Below are 18,620 nucleotides of genomic sequence, written 5' to 3' on the forward strand. Positions count from 1 at the left end.
TCACTGTGGGGACACATGCAGACACTCAAGGTCGATCTAGGCGAGCGCAGCTACCCGATTCATATTGGCGAAGGTTTGTTGGATCAGCCTGAGCTGCTGGCCCCGCATATTCATGGGCGCCAAGTGGCAATCATCTCCAACGAGACCGTTGCGCCGCTCTATCTCGAACGTCTGACCCGCAGCCTCGCGCAGTTTTCGGTGATCTCGGTGGTTCTGCCGGATGGTGAAGCCTTCAAGAACTGGGAAACCCTGCAACTGATCTTCGACGGTTTGCTGACCGCTCGTCATGATCGCCGCACCACCGTGATCGCCCTCGGCGGCGGGGTGATCGGCGACATGGCCGGCTTCGCCGCTGCCTGCTATCAGCGCGGCGTCGATTTCATCCAGATCCCTACAACGTTGCTGTCCCAGGTCGATTCGTCGGTGGGTGGCAAGACCGGCATTAACCATCCGCTGGGGAAGAACATGGTCGGCGCGTTCTATCAGCCGAATGTGGTGCTGATCGACACCGCGTCTCTGAAAACCTTGCCAGAGCGCGAGCTGTCCGCCGGTCTGGCCGAGGTGATCAAGTACGGTCTGATTTGCGACGAGCCGTTCCTGACTTGGCTCGAAGAGAACGTCGACGCCTTGCGCGCACTCGATCAAAAAGCCCTGACCTATGCCATCGAACGCTCCTGCGCGGCCAAGGCTGCGGTGGTCGGCGCCGATGAGAAGGAAACCGGCGTGCGCGCCACGCTCAATCTCGGCCACACCTTTGGCCACGCCATCGAAACCCACATGGGCTATGGTGTGTGGCTGCATGGTGAGGCGGTCGCGGCTGGCACTGTGATGGCGCTGGAAATGTCCGCGCGTCTGGGCTGGATCAGCGATGAAGAGCGCGATCGCGGCATTCGTCTGTTCCAGCGCGCCGGTCTGCCGGTGGTGCCACCGACTGAAATGACCGAAGCCGATTTTCTTGAACACATGGCAATCGACAAAAAAGTGATCGACGGTCGTCTGCGCCTGGTGCTGCTGCGCCGGTTGGGCGAAGCGGTAGTGACCGCCGATTATCCGAAAGAGGTTCTACAGGCCACGCTGGGAGCGGATTACCGCGCCCTGGCTCAGCTTAAAGGTTAATAAGATTCCGATGACTAGTTTGCATGCCGACGAGGCGTTCCTCGGCCATTTCCAGTTAAGTCACGACCCCTTCGCGCCGCGGGTACCGGGCTTCAAATTCTTCCCGGCCCAGCGCAAACCGGTGCTGGGTCAACTGCATCATCTGGCGCGTTACAGCCAGTTGCTGCTGGTGGTCACCGGTCCGCAGGGCAGCGGCAAGACCTTGCTGCGTCAGGCGCTGGTGGCCAGCACCAACAAGCAATCGGTGCAGAGCGTGGTGGTTTCCGCCCGTGGCGCCGGCGATGCTGCTGGCGTGCTGCGCCAAGTGGCGCAGGCACTGAACGTCGCTCAGGCCGAAGTTGGCGCGATTCTGGATCAAGTGGTGCAACTTGCGCTGACCGGCCAGGAAGTCTATTTGCTGGTGGATGACGCCGAGCAGCTCGACGAATCCGCTCTCGAAGCGCTGATGGCGCTGGGTGCCGGCGCACCGGAAGGTCGCCCGCACGTGTTCCTGTTCGGCGAGTCGTCGTTGATCGCTCAACTTGAGGCTTTGCACCTTGAGGAAGAGCGTTTTCACGTCATCGAATTGCAGCCGTACACCGAAGAAGAGACCCGCGAGTATCTCGACCAACGGCTCGAAGGTGCGGGCCGGGGTGTCGAACTTTTCACCGCGGATCAGATCTCTGATATTCACGAAAGTGCCGAGGGTTGGCCGGGTAATATCAACCAGGTCGCTCGCGATGCTCTGATCGAAGTCATGATTGCCAGCCGCTCTGCGGTGAAGCGTCCAAGTATGGGGTTCAACATGCCGAAGAAACACGTATTGGCGATTTCCGCCGTCGTTGTGGTCGCGGTCGCCGCCGCCTGGTTGATGCCGGGTCGCAACAAGGCGCCAACCACCGGCGCACCTGCCAATGAACAGGCGCAGTTGCCATTGGGTCAGGGCGCAGCGAATGGGGCCAATCCATCCGTCGAATTCGCCGGTAACACTCAACCGATGCCGCTGCCGCTGGTCGGCAACTCGCAACCGGTCATGCGGGGTCCGTTGGCTGAAGCGGCCGGTGGCATCACCGAAGGCGACGACGGCGTGCCGCTCGAAGGCTCCAGTGCTACACCGCCAACCGTGACCACTTCGGCGCCACCGGTAGGCGTTCCGGCCGGTCCTGCACCGACCCAGGCTCCAGCGCCTGCGGCCAAACCGACTCCGGCGCCGACGCAAATCGCCACTGCCAAGCCTGCTCCGGCAGCGCCTGCAGCGAAACCGGCTCCAGCGCCGGCCAAGCCAGTCGCTGCGGCCAAACCGGCCGAGAAGCCGGTCACCGTCGCCAAAGCAGCCGGTGGCAGCTGGTACGCCGGTCAGCCGACCGGCAACTACGTGGTGCAGATCCTCGGCACCAGCTCCGAAGCGACCGCGCAAAACTTCGTCAAGGAGCAGGGCGGCGAGTACCGTTATTTCAAGAAAGTCCTCAACGGCAAGCCGCTCTACGTGATCACCTACGGCAATTTCGCCAATCGTGATGCGGCCGTTTCTGCCATCAAGGCCTTGCCAGCGAAGGTTCAGGCTGGTAAACCTTGGCCTCGCACTGTCGCCAGCGTCCAACAAGAACTGGCAACAACTCGCTGAAGATTCGGCGGCCTTACCCAGGCCGCCTCTCCAAGCACCTCAAAATTTCTGCAAGTGCGCGCTTCCTTCAAGGTCGCGTGCATTGTGGTGTCTGCGTCACAGTAGTCTTTGAGTCGTTGCAGTCAGAATTAAAAAAGTTTTGACTAGCACAGCAGATCGCTTTAAACCTTTCACAAATGCGACATGAATTTGCGACATTTCGTCGTCAAATTTGTGAGCCTCTGTGTCGCTGTGTACAATGACCACCCTTTTGCCCCTGCTAAGCCGGCGTACGTTCGGCGCGGGATGCAAGTGGTTGAATTGAAAAGAAATTTGCCTCGAGAAGAGGCAGCCTGGTGAGAAAGTGTCTATGAAAGCAGGTCTGTACCAACCAGATGAATTCAAGGATAACTGCGGTTTCGGCCTGATAGCCCATATGCAGGGCGAACCCAGTCATACCCTTTTGACAACGGCCATCGAGGCCCTGACCTGCATGACCCACCGCGGTGGGATTAATGCCGACGGCAAGACCGGTGACGGTTGCGGTCTGCTGATTCAGAAGCCTGACGCGTTCCTGCGAGCCATTGCCCAGGAAACCTTCAGCGTCGAGCTGCCCAAGCAATATGCGGTGGGCATGGTTTTCTTCAACCAGGATCCGGCCAAGGCCGAAGCCGCTCGCGAAAACATGAACCGCGAGATCCTCGCTGAAGGCCTTCAACTGATCGGCTGGCGCAAAGTGCCAATCGACACCAGCGTCCTCGGCCGCCTGGCCCTTGAGCGCTTGCCGCAGATCGAGCAGGTGTACATCGGCGGCGAAGGCCTGAGTGATCAGGACATGGCGGTCAAGCTGTTCAGTGCGCGTCGTCGTTCGTCGGTGGCTAATGCTGTCGACTCCGACCACTACATCTGCAGCTTTTCGCACAAGACCATCATCTATAAAGGCCTGATGATGCCGGCCGATCTGGCCGCGTTTTATCCAGACCTGAGTGACGAGCGCCTGCAAACCGCGATCTGCGTGTTCCACCAGCGCTTCTCCACCAACACCTTGCCGAAATGGCCGCTGGCTCAGCCATTCCGCTTCCTCGCCCACAACGGCGAGATCAACACCATCACCGGTAACCGCAACTGGGCGCAGGCCCGTCGGACCAAGTTCACCAACGATCTGATGGATCTGGAAGAACTCGGCCCGCTGGTTAACCGTGTCGGTTCCGACTCCTCGAGCATGGACAACATGCTCGAGCTGATGGTCACCGGTGGCATCGACCTGTTCCGTGGCGTGCGGATGATCATTCCGCCTGCGTGGCAGAACGTCGAAACCATGGACCCGGATCTGCGTGCGTTCTACGAGTACAACTCGATGCACATGGAGCCGTGGGACGGCCCGGCCGGCGTGGTCATGACCGATGGTCGCTACGCGGTATGCCTGCTCGACCGTAACGGTCTGCGCCCGGCGCGTTGGGTCACCACTACCAACGGTTTCATCACCCTCGCGTCGGAAATCGGCGTGTGGGACTACAAGCCGGAAGATGTGATTGCCAAAGGTCGTGTCGGCCCTGGCCAGATCTTCGCCGTGGACACCGAAACCGGACAGATCCTCGACACCGACGCGATCGATAACCGTCTGAAGTCCCGTCATCCGTACAAGCAATGGCTGCGCAAGAACGCTCTGCGCATCCAGGCGACCATGGAAGACAACGATCACGGTTCGGCGTTTTACGACGTCGATCAGCTCAAGCAATACATGAAGATGTATCAGGTCACGTTCGAAGAGCGCGATCAGGTTCTGCGTCCGCTCGGCGAGCAAGGCTACGAAGCCGTGGGCTCGATGGGCGACGACACGCCGATGGCCGTGCTGTCCCAGCGTGTGCGCACGCCGTACGACTATTTCCGTCAGCAGTTCGCGCAGGTCACCAACCCGCCGATCGACCCGCTGCGTGAAGCGATCGTGATGTCGCTGGAAATCTGCCTCGGTGCCGAGCGCAACATTTTCCAGGAGTCGCCGGAACACGCCTCGCGCGTGATCCTCAGCTCGCCAGTGATCTCGCCGGCCAAGTGGCGCTCGTTGATGAACCTCGACCGTCCGGGTTTCGAACGGGCGATCATCGACCTCAACTACGACGAAAGCGTTGGCCTCGAAGCGGCGATCCGCAACGTTGCCGATCAGGCTGAAGAAGCCGTGCGCGCCGGGCGTACCCAGCTCGTTCTGAGCGACCGCCATATCGCTCCGGGCAAGCTGCCGATCCACGCATCCCTGGCGACCGGTGCCGTGCACCACCGTCTGACCGAAAAAGGCCTGCGTTGCGATTCCAACATCCTCGTTGAAACTGCAACCGCACGCGATCCGCATCACTTCGCCGTGCTGATCGGTTTCGGCGCCTCGGCGGTCTATCCGTTCCTGGCCTACGAAGTACTGGGCGACCTGATCCGTACCGGTGAAGTGCTGGGCGACCTCTACGAGGTGTTCAAGAACTACCGCAAAGGCATCACCAAAGGTCTGCTGAAGATCCTGTCGAAGATGGGCATTTCGACCATCGCTTCGTACCGCGGAGCACAATTGTTCGAAGCCATTGGCCTGTCCGAAGAAGTTTGCGACCTGAGCTTCCGTGGCGTGCCGAGCCGCATCAAGGGTGCGCGCTTCGTCGACATCGAAGCCGAGCAGAAAGCACTCGCCAGCGAAGCCTGGAGTCCGCGCAAGCCGATCCAGCAGGGCGGTCTGCTGAAGTTCGTTCACGGTGGCGAATATCACGCGTACAACCCGGACGTGGTCAACACCCTGCAAGCCGCTGTGCAGCAGGGCGACTACGCCAAATTCAAGGAATACACCTCGCTGGTGGACAACCGTCCGGTATCGATGATCCGCGACCTGTTCAAGGTCAAGACCCTCGACACGCCGCTGGACATCAGTGAAATCGAGCCGCTGGAATCGGTGCTCAAGCGCTTTGACTCCGCCGGTATCTCGCTGGGCGCCTTGTCGCCGGAAGCTCACGAAGCCCTGGCCGAAGCCATGAACCGCCTCGGTGCGCGTTCGAACTCCGGCGAAGGTGGTGAAGATCCAGCACGTTACGGCACCATCAAGAGCTCGAAAATCAAGCAGGTCGCGACTGGCCGTTTCGGCGTAACCCCGGAATACCTGGTCAACGCCGAAGTGCTGCAGATCAAGGTCGCGCAAGGCGCCAAGCCGGGCGAAGGCGGGCAACTGCCGGGCGGTAAAGTCAACGGTTTGATCGCCAAGCTGCGTTATGCAGTGCCGGGCGTGACCCTGATTTCGCCGCCGCCACACCACGACATCTACTCGATCGAAGACTTGTCGCAGCTGATTTTCGACCTGAAACAAGTCAACCCGAAGGCGCTGGTTTCGGTGAAACTGGTAGCTGAAGCCGGCGTCGGCACCATCGCCGCCGGTGTGGCCAAGGCCTATGCGGACTTGATCACCATCTCCGGCTACGACGGTGGCACCGGTGCTTCGCCGCTGACCTCGATCAAATACGCTGGCGCACCGTGGGAACTTGGCCTTGCCGAAACCCACCAGACCCTGCGCGGCAACGACCTGCGCGGCAAAGTCCGGGTGCAGACCGACGGTGGCCTGAAAACCGGCCTCGACGTGATCAAGGCAGCGATCCTCGGCGCCGAAAGCTTCGGCTTCGGTACCGCGCCAATGATCGCGCTGGGCTGCAAATACCTGCGTATCTGCCACCTGAACAACTGCGCCACCGGCGTTGCAACGCAGAACGAGAAGCTGCGCAAGGATCACTACATCGGTACCGTCGACATGGTGGTGAATTTCTTCACCTACGTCGCCGAAGAAACCCGTGAATGGCTGGCCAAGCTCGGCGTGCGCTCCCTCGAAGAGCTGATCGGTCGCACCGATCTGCTGGAAATCCTCGAAGGCCAGACCGCCAAGCAGAATCACCTCGATCTGACGCCGCTGTTGGGCAGCGATCACATCCCGGCGGACAAACCGCAGTTCTGCGGGGTTGAGCGCAACCCGCCGTTCGACAAAGGCTTGCTGGCCGAGAAAATGGTCGAGATGGCCTCGTCGGCGATCAACGACATGAGCGGCGCCGAGTTCGACCTGGATATCTGCAACTGCGACCGTTCGATCGGCGCGCGGATCTCCGGCGAAATCGCCCGCAAGCACGGCAACCAGGGGATGGCGAAAGCGCCGATCACCTTCCGCTTCAAGGGCACTGCCGGTCAGAGCTTCGGCGTGTGGAACGCCGGTGGTCTGAACATGTACCTCGAAGGCGACGCCAACGATTACGTCGGCAAAGGCATGACCGGTGGCAAGCTGACCATCGTGCCGCCGAAGGGCAGCGTTTATAAGACTCAGGAAAGCGCCATCATCGGCAACACCTGCCTGTACGGCGCGACTGGCGGCAAGCTGTTCGCCGCCGGCACCGCAGGCGAGCGTTTCGCCGTGCGTAACTCCGGTGCCCACACGGTTGTGGAAGGCACCGGCGATCACTGCTGTGAGTACATGACCGGTGGTTTTGTCGCTGTTTTGGGCAAGACCGGTTACAACTTCGGCTCTGGCATGACCGGTGGTTTCGCCTACGTGCTCGATCAGGACAACACCTTCGTTGACCGGGTCAACCACGAACTGGTGGAAATCCAGCGGATCAGCGGCGAGGCGATGGAAGCCTATCGCAGCCACCTGCAAAACGTGCTGAACGAGTACGTCGCGGAAACCGACAGCGAGTGGGGTCGTGAACTCGCCGAAAACCTCGATGACTACCTGCGCCGTTTCTGGCTGGTCAAGCCGAAGGCTGCCAACCTGAAATCGTTGCTTTCCAGCACTCGTGCCAACCCGCAGTGATATGCGCCTGAAGAGTTTGATGAGGTTTTAACAATGGCTGAACGTCTGAATAACGACTTCCAGTTCATCGATGTCGGGCGCAAAGATCCGAAGAAGAAACTGTTGCGTCAACGCAAGAAAGAGTTCGTCGAAATCTACGAACCGTTCAAACCCCAGCAGTCGGCCGATCAGGCCCACCGCTGCCTGGGTTGCGGCAACCCGTATTGCGAATGGAAGTGCCCGGTGCACAACTTCATTCCCAACTGGCTGAAGCTGGTGGCCGAGGGCAACATCCTTCAGGCCGCCGAGCTGTCGCACCAGACCAACACCCTGCCGGAAGTCTGCGGCCGGGTCTGTCCGCAGGATCGTCTGTGCGAGGGTGCCTGCACCCTTAACGACGGTTTCGGCGCGGTGACCATCGGTTCGGTCGAAAAGTACATCACCGACACCGCGTTCGCCATGGGCTGGCGCCCGGACATGTCCAAGGTCAAACCGACCGGCAAACGTGTCGCGATCATCGGTGCAGGCCCGGCGGGTCTGGGTTGTGCAGACGTGCTGGTGCGTGGCGGTGTGACCCCGGTGGTGTTCGACAAGAACCCGGAAATCGGCGGTCTGCTGACCTTCGGCATCCCCGAGTTCAAGCTTGAGAAGACCGTGCTGAGCAATCGCCGCGAAGTCTTCACCGGCATGGGCATCGAATTCCGTCTGAATACCGAAGTCGGCAAAGACGTGACCATGGAACAACTGCTCGCCGAGTACGATGCGGTGTTCATGGGCATGGGCACTTACACCTACATGAAGGGCGGCTTTGCCGGTGAGGACCTGCCGGGCGTTTATGACGCGCTGGACTTCCTGATCGCCAACGTCAATCGCAACCTGGGCTTTGAAAAGTCGCCGGAAGATTTCGTCGACATGAAAGGCAAAAAGGTCGTGGTACTCGGCGGCGGCGACACGGCGATGGACTGCAACCGCACGTCGATCCGTCAGGGCGCCAAATCGGTGACCTGCGCTTATCGTCGTGATGAAGCCAACATGCCCGGCTCGCGTAAAGAGGTGAAGAACGCCAAGGAAGAAGGCGTGAAATTCCTCTACAACCGCCAGCCGATCGCTATCGTCGGTGAAGACAAGGTTGAAGGCGTCAAAGTGGTCGAGACCCGTCTCGGCGAACCGGATGCCCGTGGCCGTCGCAGCCCAGAGCCGATCCCGGGTTCCGAAGAGATCATCCCGGCCGACGCCGTGGTCATCGCGTTCGGTTTCCGCCCGAGCCCGGCGCCGTGGTTCGAACAGTTCGAAATCCAGACCGACAGCCAGGGCCGCGTCGTTGCACCTGAGCAAGGTCAGTACAAGCACCAGACCAGCAACCCGAAAATCTTTGCCGGTGGCGACATGGTGCGCGGTTCCGACCTGGTGGTGACGGCAATCTTCGAAGGCCGCAATGCCGCCGAAGGGATCCTTGATTACCTAGGCGTCTAAACCCGGCTCCTGAGCCAAGCGCAATAAACCTGTGGGAGCGAGCCTGCTCGCGAAAGCGGTCTGTCAGCCAACTTAAATGTTGGATGGGCCGACCTCTTCGCGAGCAGGCTCGCTCCCACATTTGTTTCTCTGTGTTGCTGATAGCCCGTTCCGACGCGATAAATTGACCCGATAGACAAAAGGCTGACCTGCATCCGTGCCTTTTGCGTCGCGCTCTGAGAAAATGCCCGCACTTTTTTTCCGGATGCCGACATGACTGCCCTGAAGAACGACCGTTTCCTCCGCGCCCTGCTCAAGCAACCCGTAGACGTCACCCCTGTCTGGATGATGCGTCAGGCCGGTCGCTATTTGCCGGAATACCGCGCCAGCCGCGCCCAGGCCGGTGATTTCATGAGCCTGTGCATGAATCCGGAATTCGCCTGCGAAGTCACGATGCAACCGCTCGACCGCTATCCACAACTGGACGCGGCGATCCTGTTTTCCGACATCCTCACCATCCCCGATGCCATGGGCCAAGGCCTGTACTTCGAGACCGGTGAAGGCCCGCGCTTCAAAAAAGTCGTCAGCACCCTCGCCGATATCGAAGCCTTGCCGATCCCTGATCCGCACAAAGACCTCGGCTATGTGATGGACGCGGTCAGCACCATCCGTCGCGAGCTGAACGGTCGTGTGCCGTTGATCGGTTTCTCCGGCAGCCCGTGGACCCTGGCGACCTATATGGTCGAAGGCGGCTCGTCGAAAGACTTCCGCAAGACCAAAGCGATGCTCTACGATAACCGGCAAGCCATGCACCTGCTGCTGGATAAACTGGCGCAGTCGGTGACCTCGTACCTCAACGGCCAGATCGAGGCCGGTGCGCAAGCGGTGCAGATCTTCGATACTTGGGGCGGCAACCTCTCGGCGGCGGCGTACCAGGAGTTCTCGCTGGCCTACATGAAGAAAATCGTCAGCGGGCTGATCCGCGAACACGACGGTCGCAAAGTGCCGGTGATCCTCTTCACCAAAAACGGCGGCCTGTGGCTGGAAAGCATCGCCGAGGCTGGCGCCGACGCACTGGGTCTGGACTGGACCTGCGACATCGGCAACGCCCGCGCCCGTGTCGGTGACAAGGTTGCCCTGCAAGGCAACATGGACCCAACCGTGCTCTACGCAAAACCGGAAGCGATCCGCACTGAAGTCGGGCGCATTCTGGCCAGCTACGGCAAGGGCAGCGGTCACGTGTTCAACCTCGGCCATGGCATCACACCTGAGGTTGATCCGGAACATGCCGGTGCGTTTTTGCGCGCGGTGCATGAGCTGTCGGCGCAGTATCACGAGTGATCGCCAGACAAAAAAAACGCCCGGCTCATGCCGGGCGTTTTTGTTTCCACGATTCAACGTCAGACACAGATCCACTGTGGGAGCGAGCTTGCTCGCGAAAGCATTGGGTCAGTTGATGCAAATCTTGCTGATCCATCGCCTTCGCGAGCAATCTCGCTCCCACATTGGGTTTTGTGTCAGGCCTTTACGCCACCGAGCGGCGGCAACTTCGCCAGCTTCAACGCCACCAGCAACGCGATCAGCAACAACGAACCGATAAACAGGCCGATCCCGTTCCAGCCGCCTAGATGCCAGAACACCCCGCCCGCCGTGCCGGCAATGCTCGACCCGGCGTAATAACTGAACAGGTACAACGACGACGCCTGCCCCTTGGCCTTGGTCGCGCGCCGGCCGATCCAGCTACTCGCCACCGAATGCGCTCCAAAGAAGCCAAAAGTGAAAATCAGCATGCCGACAATCACCAGCAACAGCGGTGTAAACATCGTCAATGCAAGGCCGGCAAACATCAGCGCAATCGTCGCCCACAGCACTTTGCGCCGCCCCAGTTTGTCCGCCAGCGAACCGATCTTCGCCGAACTGTAGATCCCCGACAGGTACACCACCGAGAGCAAGCCAACGAATACCTGATCAAGGTTGTACGGCGCCGCCAGCAAGCGATAGCCGATGTAGTTGAACAGCGTGACGAACGCGCCCATCAGCACGAACGCTTCTAGAAACAGCAGCGGCAGACCGGCATCGCGAAAGTGCATGGTGAAGCCGTCGAGCAGGCTGCGCGGATGCAGCGAGCGCGAGCGGAAGTTGCGCGACTCCGGAAGAATCTTCCAGAACACCGCGGCCGCAATCATCGCCAGAGCGCCAATCACCAGCATCGCCGTGTGCCAGCTGACGAAGTCGATCAGCACGCCGGTAATCAACCGACCGCTCATCCCGCCAATTGCGTTGCCACCGATGTACAAACCCATCGCCAGACCAATGTGCTGAGGATGAATCTCCTCACTCAGATAGGTCATCGCCACCGCTGCCAGCCCACTCAACGACAGCCCGATCAACGCGCGCATGATCAACACGCCATGCCAGCTCGGCATCATCGCACTGGCCATGGTGCACAGCGCCGCTGCAAACAACGCGGCAACCATCACCGGTTTGCGCCCCACGCGATCGGAAATCGGCCCGGTGATCAGTAGACCAATGGCGAGCATGCCGGTGGCCACCGAGAGGATCAGGCTGCTCTGCGCCGCGTTGATCCCGTACTCGTGGGACAGCAGCGGCATCATCGGCTGCACGCAGTAGAGCAGGGCAAACGTGGCGAAACCGCCGCTGAACAGCGCCAGTACTGTGCGCATGAACATCGGTGTGCCTTTTTCGATGTAGATCTCTTGCAGCTCGGCAACGACATCGTCCGCCGCAGCAGGCGGGACTTCATGGGCAAGGGGCGCAACAGCAGTTTTCACTTCAGACCTCGGAGGGCACGGCCAGGCAGGCAATGAAAAAATCATATAGCTGGCTAATGTTTCTATCCAATATATTGTTCGACCTGTTTGATAGCTTTAACGACCTAATGGGATATCCATGGAATTTCGTCATCTGCGCTACTTCATCGCCGTCGCCGAGGAACTGCATTTCGGCCGTGCCGCACAGATGCTGGGCATCTCCCAGCCGCCGCTGAGCCAGCAGATTCAGGCGTTGGAGCAGGAAGTCGGCGCGCGACTGTTCGAACGGACCAATCGTCGGGTCGAGCTGAGTGAGGCGGGCAGATTGTTTCTGGAGGAGGCGCGCCTGGTGCTGGCGCAGGTCGACAAAGCGGCGGACGTCGCCCGGCGTGCGCAGCTCGGTGAACTCGGTGAGCTGAAGATTGGTTTCACCTCGTCGGCGCCGTTCAACTCGACCATTCCCCAGGCGATTTTTTCATTTCGTCAGCGTTTTCCGGCGGTGCATCTGAACCTGCGCGAGATGAGCAGCACGATGGTCGCGGATGCGTTGGTCGACCAGTCGATCGAGGTGGGCATCATGCGTCCGCTGGGGTTGCCGGATTCGTTGAGCGTGGTCGAGTTGATGCGTGAGCCGCTGGTGGCCGTACTCAGCTCCAAGCATCCGCTGGCGCAGGGCAGTGAAGAAGGGCTGTTCCTCTCGGCGCTGGCGCTGGAGCCGTTCGTGTTCTTTCCGCGCAGCTACGGCAGCGGGCTGTATGCGCAATTGCTGAGTCTGGCCCGCGATGCCGGGTTCAGCCCGCACTTTGCCCAAGAAGCAGGGGAGGCGATGACCATCATCGGCCTGGTCGCAGCGGGGCTGGGAGTGTCGGTGCTGCCGGCGTCCTACCAGCGGATGCGCATCGATGGCGTGGTCTATCGACCGTTGCTCGATCCGGAGGCAGTGTCTGCAGTGTGGCTGGTTCAGCGCAAGGATCAGAAATCACCGATGGCCAAGGCGTTTGTTGAGCTGCTCACGCGCAAGGTAGAGCCTTCAAAAGGCTGATTGCTGCGCAATCAAATCGCGAGCAGGCTCGCCCCCACAGGGGAGCGCATTCCAAGGTGGGAGCGAGCCTGCTCGCGAAGGCGTACGCTTGAACACTGCAGCTTTCAGGGCAGCCGCACCAGATCCCCCTTCAACGCCACCCGCGTGACAAAAATCCCCGCCCGGCATTCGTACGTATTCAGATCCTTGCGCACATGCTGGTCGTAATAACTGACGATATTGACCACCGCATTCGCCCCGACCCGCTTCGCGTCGGCCTGCAACTTGATCAGGTTCGACTGCAACACCCATTCGCAGGAATCGTGATCACTCTTGTTGAAACCATTGGTGCTCAGGTCACTGACCACACCGCGACGCAGCAACTGTTGAGTGCCCTGCGGTCCATTACCGACCAGATAAAACTTCACACTGCCATCCAGCCGCCCGGCACGCATGGCATCCGACAGCACGGTTTCGAACGGCATGTACATGAGGTTGGTGGCATGGCTGGCACTGGGCAGAAGAGCGAAAAACATGGCGGCGATCAGGGCTTTCACTTGCATGGTCATCTCCTTGACGTCCTAGCACATTGGATAGATCGTTTTCCTTAACCAGCGAGTGTAGACACGGTGTATCACTTGCAAACATATCCGGTTTGAGCGAATGTAGCTCATGAGCTACATTCGCTCGCATGACAGAGGTTCTTCGAAGTTCAACATTCTCCAGCTGGCTCTTGAAGCTGACTGATAGTCGCGCCAGGATGCGAATTCAGGCACGAATTGACCGCATGGCCGATGGAAATCTTGGCGATGTGAAAACCATCGGAGAGGGAATAGTCGAAGCCCGAATCGATTACGGCCCGGGCTATCGGGTTTACTTCATGCAACAGGGCCGTCGACTGATCATCCTTCTGTGTGGTGGGGATAAAGGCAGTCAACCTCGAGACATCAAACAAGCCAGGCTGCTAGCGAAGTCTTGGCAGGAGCAAAATCCATGACCGAAAAATTCACTCGCTGGGACTCTGCCGAGTACCTCAAGACAGAAGAGGACATGGCTAACTATCTGGATGCTTGCATGGAAGAGGCAGGGGATGATCCCGCGTTCATCGCCAAGGCGCTTGGTACTATCGCTCGGGCACGCGGCATGACACAAGTCGCGAGAGACGCGGGCCTCTCACGCGAGAGCCTGTATCGCGCATTGTCAGGCGAAGGAAATCCTGAGTTCGGGACAATCCTCAAAGTCATCAGAGCATTAGGTCTTAAGTTGCACGCCAGCACATGAATCAAAACGACAAAGGGCGCCGAAAGGCGCCCTTTGTCGTTTCTGGCGGTTACTGAACCTTGGCCAGATCACCCTTCAACGCAACACCGGCCATGATCGCGCCGGCGTGGCATTCGTAGGTCTGCGCATCCTTGCGCTCGTTGCTCTTGTAGAAGCTGACGATGTTGGTCACGGCATTGGCGCCGGCGTTTTTCGCGGCTTGGTGCAGGCTGATGATGGCCGACTGGGCGACCCATTCGCAGGCCTCGGCGTCGGACTTGTTGAAGGCGTTGGTTTTCTTGTTGGTCACGGCGCCGGGGCTGACCACGGTGACCTTGCCGGCCGGGGTGTTGCCGGCCAGGTAGAATTTCACGCTGCCATCGATTTTGCCGGAGCGGGTGGCTTCGGCGACGGCTTTGTCGAGGGGCAGGTAGACCGCCGTGTCACGGGCCTGGCTGACCGCTGGCAGGGCGCAGAGCAGCAGGGTGGCGACAGCGAGTTTTTTGCAGTGCATGGAGGTCTCCTTGACCTGGATTAATTCGGTTGCGGCCAGCGGCGGAAAATCAACGAGGTGTTGACGCCACCGAAAGCGAAATTGTTGTTCATCACGTAGTCGTGGTGCATCTGGCGGAATTCACCGCGCAGGTAATCGAGCTTGCCGCAGTGCGGATCGACCTCGTCGAGGTTGAACGTGTGCACGTACTGGTCGCGATTCATCATCTCGATGCTGAACCACGATTCCAGCGCACCGCAGGCGCCGAGCGTGTGGCCGAGGAAGCTCTTCTGCGAGCTGATCGGCATGCGTTCGCCGAACAGGCTGCTGGTCGCCAGGGTTTCGGCAATGTCGCCTTGTTCTGTGGCGGTGCCGTGGCCGTTGACGTAGCCGATGGCGTCCGGCGTCAACCCGGCGTCTTCCAGCGCCAGTTCCATGGCGCGGCGCATGGTCACTTGCTCGGGGCGGGTGGTGTGCTGGCCGTCGGCGTTGCTGCCGAAACCGACGATTTCGGCGTGGATGTGCGCACCGCGCGCGAGGGCGTGTTCCAGTTCCTCAAGCACCAGCATGCCGCCGCCTTCACCAATCACCAGACCGTCGCGACCCTTGTCATACGGACGCGGGCTGGTCTGCGGTGCATCGTTTTTCAGGCTGGTGGCGTAGAGAGCGTCGAAGACCATGGCTTCGGTCGGACAAAGTTCTTCTGCGCCGCCGGCGAGCATCAATGGCAGGCGCCCGAACTTGATCGCCTCGTAGGCGTAACCGATGCCCTGGCTGCCGCTGGTGCAGGCGCTGGACGTCGGGATCAAGCGCCCGGTGAGGCCGAAGAAGATGCTGATATTGGCGGCGGTGGTGTGCGGCATCATCCGTACGTAGGAGTTGGCGTTGAGGCCTTCAGCTACCGAGTTGAGCAGCATGTTGCCGAACGCTTTGATCTCGTCGGTGCTGCCGGTGGACGAGCCGCAGGCCACGCCCATGCGCCCATCCTTGATCGATTCATCGCCGAGCAAACCAGCGTCGGCCAAGGCTTTTTCTGCTGCGCCGACCGCTAGTCGTGAGACCCGACCCATGCTGCGCAGTTGCTTGCGCGTCCAGTGCGGCGGCACGACGAAATCATCGATAGGCCCGGCCAGACGCGTATTGAGTTCGCTGAAGCGATCCCACTCATCCATCCGTCGGATGCCGCTACGGTTGGCCGCGAAGTTGCCGGCGATGGTCTGCCAGTCACTGCCCAGCGAGGTGATGCCGGCCATGCCGGTGACGACGACGCGCTTCATCAGCACAAGCCTCCGTTGACCGCCAGAACCTGGCGGGTGATGTACGAGGCTTCCGCCGACATCAGGAAATTCACCGCACTGGCCACCTCTTCAGGCGTGCCCATGCGTTGCGCGGGGATCATTTTCATCAATTCTTCCACCGGCACGTTTTCGTCGAGCATCGCTGTGTCGATCAGGCCCGGCGCGACGCAGTTCACGGTGATTTTGCGCTTGCCCAGCTCGATCGCCAATGCTTTCGCAGCGCCGATCACCCCGGCTTTCGAGGCGCTGTAGTTGACTTGGCCACGGTTGCCGATCAGCCCCGACACCGAGGTGATGCAGACAATGCGACCGGCGGCGCGACGACGGATCATCGGCATCATCACCGGGTGCAGGACGTTGTAGAAGCCGTCGAGGTTGGTGCGCAGCACCACGTCCCAATCGTCGTCGCTCAGCGCGGGAAACGCGCCGTCGCGGGTCAGCCCGGCGTTCAACACCACGCCGTAATAGGCGCCATGGGTTTCGACGTCGGCTTCCAGAATGGCTTTGCAGGATTCGCGCTCGGCAACGTCGAATTGCACAATTCGCGCCTTGCGGCCCAGCGCTTCGATTTCTACCTGAACGGCTTGCGCTTCAGCCATGCCGCTGCGGCAATGCAAGACGATATCGTGCCCGGCCTGGGCCAGACGCAAGGCAATGGCGCGGCCGATGCCACGGCTGGAGCCGGTGACCAATACGGACTCAGTCATCGTTCGACTCCTTTTTTTGCACAAGATAATCAGCCGCCTGAGGCGGCCGGAACACATTCAGCCGGGCACTCGCTTCGATGCCGGGCCCATGGATATGGCACTCGAAAACGCCCATGCCGTTGTCGTCTTCCAGCGAGCGGATGCCATGAATGGTCAATTCGCTGCCGATGGGAAACGCCTCGACATTGCACTCGAACTTGCGCGTGCCGAGCAGAAAGCCCAACTCCGCCGGATTGCCTTTCTGGCGCGCATGGCAACCGGCAAACGCGGCGACGCTTTGCGCCATCAATTCGATGCCGACCCACGCCGGCAGGCTGCCGTCGGGCAGGCTGAACAGGCCGTCAGGTTTGACCGTGAGCGTGGTGTAGATCTGTTCATCGTCGAAGCTTGTGATCCCTTCGATCAGAATCATGTCGCCCGCATGGGGCAGCAGCTCGGCGAGCGGCCAGTCAGTCATGGGGCGTCTCCGATAATCAGGCTGACGTTATTGCCGCCGAAGGCAAACGAATTGCTCATCAGATAGCGAGGTGCAATGGACGTCAGGCGTTCGTGGCGGGTCACCCACTTCAGGGGTGGCAGCGTCGGGTCGGGCTGGCCGTCCCAGACGTGCGGCGGCAAGGCATGAGCGGGATTATCGGCGCTGAGGCTCAGCCAGCAGAACGCCGCTTCCAGCGCGCCGGCAGCGCCGAGGGTGTGGCCGGTCATCGGTTTGGTCGACGAACACGCCACGCCTTCGGGGAACAACGCCGCGACCGCCAGACTTTCCATGGCGTCGTTGTGTTGGGTGGCGGTGCCGTGCAAGTTCAGATAGTCGATTTGCGCGGCCTGCAGATGGGCACGGCCCAAGGCTTTGTGCATCGCTTGCAGGGCGCCGCGACCGCTCGGTTCAGGGGCAGAAATATGGTGCGCGTCGGAGCTGGCACCCGCGCCGAGCAGGGCGATGGCCGGGCCGTCGCCTTGCTCTTTGCTCATCAGGAACAACACCGCTGCCTCGCCGATATTGATGCCGTTGCGATTGGCCGAAAACGGATTGCAGCGCTCGTCCGACACCGCTTCGAGCGACGAAAAACCGTTGAGGGTCAGCTTGCACAAACTGTCGACGCCGCCGCACAGCACCGCGTCGCACAAGCCCAGATCGAGCAGGCGCTGAGCACTCATCAGGGCGCGGGCGCTGGAGGTGCAAGCGGTGGAGATCACGTAGGCCGGGCCGCTCAGTTGCAGCCAGTCGGCGAGGAAATTCGCCGGTGCGCCAAGTTCCTGCTGACGGTAATCGTATTCAGCCGGGAACTGCTGCTCGCGAATGTAGTGCGCCAAGCCACGGCTGGCCTCGTCGATGCCCGAGGTGCTGGTGCCGAGCACTACACCGATGCGCTCCCGACCATACGTGTGGATCGCCTGATCGATGTCATCGCCAATCTGCAGGGCCGCTTCGAGCAATAACTGATTGTTGCGGCTGCTTTGATCCGCGAGTGCCGGCGGGATTGGCGCCAGTTCACCCTGGACGCTGGCCACAGGCAACTCACGCTCGGCCACCCAGCCCGACTCGCGGCGCATGCCCGAGCAGTCACCGGCAAACAGATTGCGCGCGACTTCTGACTTGTTGCGGCCCAAGGAGCAAATGACCCCGAGGGCATTCAGGTAAGCGGTCATGGCGTCGATTCACCGAGGGGGGAAACGCGATAGTGCGGGCCTTGAGGCAGGTTCAATTCGAAGCTCAACGGTTGTGCATAACGGATGTCCCAACGCGCTTGCAGGGAGCGTTGCCCGGCCTGTTGTTGCGCGTTTGGATAGTTGCGCAACAGTTCGCCGGACGGGGTCAGGGCGAACAACAGCGCGGCAAACAGTTCGCGCGCTTCCGGGTTCGGCGGCAACAGGCCATCGGCCTGCCAATGCCCATCGATCAGTTGCTGACGCGCCTGGGGAATGCCCAGCGGATCCATCATCGACCAGCGAATGCCCGGGCCTTCGCGCTGGATCACCAGCAGCCAGTCCTGGCGCTGCTCGGCTTGCAGGCGTTCGATGTGCAGTTGCAGGGGCAGGGGCAATGTTGGATTGCCCGCTGGCAGCGGCGGCTGGCTGGCGCAGGCACTTAACAGAAGCACCATGCCAAGCACAAAAAATCGCC

Annotated in this window: 16 protein-coding genes; 8 read left to right on the forward strand and 8 right to left on the reverse strand. The window is 60.5% G+C overall.

The features are described from left to right. The first annotated feature begins 15 nt into the window (after window positions 1-15). The 5 genes from aroB to hemE all read left to right on the forward strand — a co-directional run bounded on the left by aroB (window position 16) and on the right by hemE (window position 10,286). The gene (gene aroB, locus ACQ4OE_RS01590; protein ID WP_430945416.1) at window positions 16-1,116 is read left to right on the forward strand and encodes a 3-dehydroquinate synthase; all 1,101 of its coding nucleotides are present in this window, start codon (window positions 16-18) and stop codon (window positions 1,114-1,116) included. Window positions 1,117-1,126: 10 nt separating this feature from the next. Then, window positions 1,127-2,719, forward strand: a complete 1,593-nt coding sequence (locus ACQ4OE_RS01595) for an AAA family ATPase (protein ID WP_430945417.1) — start codon at window positions 1,127-1,129, stop codon at window positions 2,717-2,719. 349 nt (window positions 2,720-3,068) lie between these two features. Further along, a complete protein-coding gene (gene gltB, locus ACQ4OE_RS01600; protein ID WP_430945418.1) occupies window positions 3,069-7,514 on the forward strand; it encodes a glutamate synthase large subunit in 4,446 nt (1,481 codons plus the stop codon). Between the two features lie 33 nt (window positions 7,515-7,547). After that, entirely contained in the window at window positions 7,548-8,966 is a 1,419-nt protein-coding gene (locus ACQ4OE_RS01605; protein WP_007909438.1) for an FAD-dependent oxidoreductase, read from the forward strand. Between the two features lie 252 nt (window positions 8,967-9,218). Next, on the forward strand, window positions 9,219-10,286 hold the full coding sequence (hemE, locus tag ACQ4OE_RS01610) for a uroporphyrinogen decarboxylase (RefSeq protein ID WP_430945419.1): 1,068 nt from the start codon (window positions 9,219-9,221) through the stop codon (window positions 10,284-10,286). 176 nt (window positions 10,287-10,462) lie between these two features. On the opposite strand, the gene ACQ4OE_RS01615 is transcribed toward hemE, so the two are convergent. Beyond that, on the reverse strand, window positions 10,463-11,737 hold the full coding sequence (locus ACQ4OE_RS01615) for an MFS transporter (protein ID WP_430945420.1): 1,275 nt from the start codon (window positions 11,735-11,737) through the stop codon (window positions 10,463-10,465). Between the two features lie 118 nt (window positions 11,738-11,855). Here ACQ4OE_RS01615 and ACQ4OE_RS01620 point away from each other — a divergent pair, with 118 nt between their 5' ends. Then, window positions 11,856-12,758 (forward strand): LysR substrate-binding domain-containing protein, encoded by a 903-nt coding sequence (locus ACQ4OE_RS01620; protein WP_430945421.1) that lies wholly within the window; start codon window positions 11,856-11,858, stop codon window positions 12,756-12,758. Window positions 12,759-12,862: 104 nt separating this feature from the next. Here ACQ4OE_RS01620 and ACQ4OE_RS01625 read toward each other — a convergent pair whose 3' ends face one another. Next, window positions 12,863-13,300: an excinuclease gene (locus ACQ4OE_RS01625; RefSeq protein ID WP_430945422.1), complete on the reverse strand. Its 438-nt coding sequence runs from the start codon at window positions 13,298-13,300 to the stop codon at window positions 12,863-12,865. 128 nt (window positions 13,301-13,428) lie between these two features. Between ACQ4OE_RS01625 and ACQ4OE_RS01630 the strand changes: the two genes are divergently transcribed. Next, a complete protein-coding gene (locus ACQ4OE_RS01630; protein WP_430945423.1) occupies window positions 13,429-13,734 on the forward strand; it encodes a type II toxin-antitoxin system RelE/ParE family toxin in 306 nt (101 codons plus the stop codon). Beyond that, the gene (locus ACQ4OE_RS01635) at window positions 13,731-14,018 is read left to right on the forward strand and encodes an addiction module antidote protein (RefSeq protein WP_400775781.1); all 288 of its coding nucleotides are present in this window, start codon (window positions 13,731-13,733) and stop codon (window positions 14,016-14,018) included. The genes ACQ4OE_RS01630 and ACQ4OE_RS01635 overlap by 4 nt, the downstream gene beginning before the upstream one ends. Before the next feature lie 49 nt (window positions 14,019-14,067). Here ACQ4OE_RS01635 and ACQ4OE_RS01640 read toward each other — a convergent pair whose 3' ends face one another. From ACQ4OE_RS01640 to ACQ4OE_RS01665, 6 genes are read right to left on the reverse strand one after another with little or no spacing between them, the layout of a single operon-like run. Continuing rightward, entirely contained in the window at window positions 14,068-14,511 is a 444-nt protein-coding gene (locus ACQ4OE_RS01640; RefSeq protein ID WP_430945424.1) for an excinuclease, read from the reverse strand. 20 nt (window positions 14,512-14,531) lie between these two features. Further along, window positions 14,532-15,767 carry a beta-ketoacyl-ACP synthase gene (locus ACQ4OE_RS01645; RefSeq protein ID WP_122593909.1) on the reverse strand — a complete coding sequence of 412 codons (1,236 nt, stop codon included), beginning with the start codon at window positions 15,765-15,767 and terminating at the stop codon, window positions 14,532-14,534. Beyond that, window positions 15,767-16,495 (reverse strand): 3-oxoacyl-ACP reductase FabG, encoded by a 729-nt coding sequence (gene fabG, locus ACQ4OE_RS01650; protein WP_430945425.1) that lies wholly within the window; start codon window positions 16,493-16,495, stop codon window positions 15,767-15,769. Before fabG ends, ACQ4OE_RS01645 begins: the two co-directional genes overlap by 1 nt. After that, window positions 16,488-16,952 carry a hotdog family protein gene (locus ACQ4OE_RS01655; protein WP_430945426.1) on the reverse strand — a complete coding sequence of 155 codons (465 nt, stop codon included), beginning with the start codon at window positions 16,950-16,952 and terminating at the stop codon, window positions 16,488-16,490. The genes fabG and ACQ4OE_RS01655 overlap by 8 nt, the downstream gene beginning before the upstream one ends. Beyond that, a complete protein-coding gene (locus ACQ4OE_RS01660; protein WP_430945427.1) occupies window positions 16,949-18,145 on the reverse strand; it encodes a beta-ketoacyl-[acyl-carrier-protein] synthase family protein in 1,197 nt (398 codons plus the stop codon). Before ACQ4OE_RS01660 ends, ACQ4OE_RS01655 begins: the two co-directional genes overlap by 4 nt. Beyond that, on the reverse strand, window positions 18,142-18,600 hold the full coding sequence (locus ACQ4OE_RS01665) for a hypothetical protein (protein ID WP_430945428.1): 459 nt from the start codon (window positions 18,598-18,600) through the stop codon (window positions 18,142-18,144). Before ACQ4OE_RS01665 ends, ACQ4OE_RS01660 begins: the two co-directional genes overlap by 4 nt. Window positions 18,601-18,620: the final 20 nt, after the last annotated feature.

This window comes from Pseudomonas sp. WC2 (assembly GCF_050586545.1).
In the GTDB taxonomy this organism is placed as follows: domain Bacteria; phylum Pseudomonadota; class Gammaproteobacteria; order Pseudomonadales; family Pseudomonadaceae; genus Aquipseudomonas.